5 protein-coding genes are annotated in these 2,941 nt (G+C 45.7%); all 5 read right to left on the bottom strand.

Features of this window, described 5'->3' with window-relative positions:
- Nucleotides 1-154, bottom strand: a 154-nt coding sequence (locus QZP87_RS15520) for a DUF262 domain-containing protein (protein WP_363330989.1), incomplete at its 3' end; no start/stop codon positions are given.
- 175 nt (nucleotides 155-329) lie between these two features.
- Entirely contained in the window at nucleotides 330-503 is a 174-nt protein-coding gene (locus QZP87_RS04920; protein WP_291321806.1) for a hypothetical protein, read from the bottom strand.
- A 73-nt stretch (nucleotides 504-576) separates the two neighbouring features.
- Nucleotides 577-1,113 carry a hypothetical protein gene (locus QZP87_RS04925; protein WP_291321807.1) on the bottom strand — a complete coding sequence of 179 codons (537 nt, stop codon included), beginning with the start codon at nucleotides 1,111-1,113 and terminating at the stop codon, nucleotides 577-579.
- Nucleotides 1,113-2,396: an HD domain-containing protein gene (locus tag QZP87_RS04930; RefSeq protein WP_291321808.1), complete on the bottom strand. Its 1,284-nt coding sequence runs from the start codon at nucleotides 2,394-2,396 to the stop codon at nucleotides 1,113-1,115. Before QZP87_RS04930 ends, QZP87_RS04925 begins: the two co-directional genes overlap by 1 nt.
- Before the next feature lie 328 nt (nucleotides 2,397-2,724).
- On the bottom strand, nucleotides 2,725-2,941 hold a 217-nt coding region (locus QZP87_RS04935; RefSeq protein WP_291321809.1), incomplete at its 5' end, for a hypothetical protein.

Genomic DNA, 2,941 nt, shown 5'->3' on the forward strand with positions numbered 1-2,941 from the left:
CTGGATAGCCGTTGTACAGGGAGTCCATCAGGTCGCGAACCTGCCACGTTTTCCAGACAAACGGGCGCTGCAGTTCGGGGATGGCGATCTTATCGCTGCGCACGTCAGCCAGCACCTGACTGACGGCTGTTTGTTTGACTTCATATTTGGCCATTGTCCTATTGCCTTATGTCTGAAGTTGCGTCGGTTTGTGCCATCAGGGTCTGACCCCGAACATTGTTTGAAACTATCTGATATCGCCATCGATACACTAATTTTTCAAGCGAGGGTATGCGAGTAAATATATAATTGATTTATATTATGAATGTTTTGCAAAATTTATGAGCCTTTTACTCCAACGGCCTTATAAACCGCCGCCACAGAACTTCAGCCGCCTCTTCCTGGCTGAAAAGCAGCTCCCGGGGCTGGGTTCCGAAAGCCGCGCCCATGAGCATTTTCAGACCCAGACCGTACCCGCTGTCTTCAATCGCGACCTGCTCGTTGAAGGCATTGTCCTGATCCAAAGCGGTGAAGTCTTCTGCGAATGCGATTCCCTCACTGCCGAACCCGCCCTGCCATATTTTGCATCTGCAGCGTTCATTGCCCTGGTGGTAAATTCACAAAATCCGGAGCAAGGGAGTCATAGGCAGTGCCTATATCTTCCTCTGTGTATTTTCTGCCCTTCCAGGCCCTGACTTCCCGGATCACCGAACTTCTGTCCGTGTCCATGCCGTTTTCTTGCAGGGCCTGGATACAGTACAGGACAGTGCCGTAAAGCTCCAGGCTATCAAAGCTGAAATTATGTCCGAGTTGTTCGGAAAAATGCTCCAGATGCGCATCTATTTCCCGGCACTCTTCTTGGGGCAGAGTCTCGGAAAAATTGGCGTCCGGGGTGTAGCTCGTCCTACCCACAATAATTTCGCCTGCACGCTCCATGTCTGATGCGGTCTCCATTATTTGCTTGGAAAATGGTCCATAGGAATAGGGCTCAAAATCCAGGTGCAGCGGGACCCCCTTTTCCTGTAGATAAAAAAGGGTCTTTTGTATAGCTATCTTGGATGTCTGCATATTTTTGTTCTTAAGCCAGACAAGTACGTGCTTGAATACGGCTCGAGAATAATCTGAGTTCTTCATTATGCTCCCCCCTTTTTTCTTTTCTCGCGGGCCAGAACTGTTTGTTTGAGACTGTCCAGAGCCTTTTGAGCTTTGGGCATGGAACTCGTGGTTACATAAATACGCCTGAGATGCGCAGGCTTTTTCCTGGTGGCTTCCAGAATTGAGGAGTGGTCAAGGATTGATCCCATGACTTTGTGGTCCCTTGCCTTGTCCACAACGGGATAGACGCTTTCGCCTTTTTCATCCGATTTTTCCAGAATTTTGTGAACCTCGACTTTTTTGTCAAGTACAAAATAATCCTGATTCTTCTTTAATCCGACATGGTCAAGTTCTTCCTGCAAATCTAAAAAATCATTTTCATTGCCCTCGGATTCCTTTTCCACATCAAATACAGGGTGCACATGGTCCTGGCGCATCAGTATTTTCGCCCATGGGTTTCCTTTGCTCATGTCCTTCTTAATCTGCTCAAAAACCGTATAATCGTCAAACAGCTGAAATTTATCGAAATCAATTTCCAGCCTGGATCCCTCAATTTTTATCCCGGATTCTGGCAAGCAGTCTCTTTCCTTAAGATCCTGCAGATAACGCTCAAAAACGAGGTCGTACCCTCTTCTGGTCCTATGAAAAGGAACCTGAAGATAATAATGATAACGGGCAAGCAAAAACGACTCAACAGCGTGCAGGTTGCCCTTTTCAATTGCAAAAGCTCTTTCGCCATTCTCGTTTTCAATAAGCCTGAAGGAGCCTGCATAGCGAATATAATCATATTCTCCGTATTTAACGCCACAGAAATAAGAGTCTCTGAGGAGAAAATCCGCCCTGTCTGCATCGAATTCATCAGATATAAATTTTTTCAAGATGGCAATGCTCCGGGTCTGCTTGCCATTCAAGAGGTTGGCCACAGTGTCCGGAGAAATATCGTTTTTTTGGATCTCTTCTGCCACCGTGGAAAACTTCCGGATAATATATCTGCTTACCTTCTCATGTGAAACACCCTCGCCAAGAAAAAACTTTTCTGCAGCGTGGGATAACGGCATATGCCCGGTATCGTGTAAAAGTGCTGCAAATCGTAGTGTCTGCAGATTTTTCAATACATCTTTTTCATTTCCTTCTTGGAGCTCAGGATTAAAGCGTAAAACCTCCTCAAATATGTTTGTGGCTGCCTGCAGCACGCCCAAGGAATGCACAAACCTGGAATGTTCCGCAGTCGGGTAGACATACTTGGTAAAAGCCAGTTGCCCAATCCTTCGCAATCGCTGAAAAACAGGTGTGTCAATTATGCTCAGTTCAGACTCTGTCAACCAGATATATCCATATATCGGATCACGGATTCTATGAGGAGGACGCAAGAGTTGATTCATAACAACAAGCAACCTTGGTACGCGGCCATGGGGCCTGAGCAGTTCATCATATTGATTTCACTATGTATATTGCCCATCGAAACTAGCAGTCATGGGATCTGACACGCTTCTCTTGCAGTTTTGCTTCACACTGTTTTACAAAATCACCTACTTTTTGATTGAATTCCATTGGCCGGTTTTTCAGGCATGTTGACTGTGCCTTTGCTTTGGTTTGGTGATGTTGTATATCTGTATAATGATGAAATTCTTTTAATTTGGGTGCATGGCATTAGCTCCTGCCTTTCATTTTTCTCTTGATCCACGAAGGATTACGACGCATGGGTAAAACGGCTACAACGTAAGCGATGTTATCCTCAATGTCGTAGTAGATGGCATAAGGAAACCGTTTAGCAAGCATTCGGTAACAGCCATGCTCTTTTCTGTGAATACCTGCATAGAGTACCAAGGATTCTATGTCGGCGAGGAGACTGTCCCAAAAGTAATCA

The sequence above is a fragment of the Desulfonatronospira sp. genome (genome assembly GCA_003563255.1).
Taxonomy (GTDB): Bacteria; Desulfobacterota; Desulfovibrionia; order Desulfovibrionales; family Desulfonatronovibrionaceae; genus Desulfonatronospira.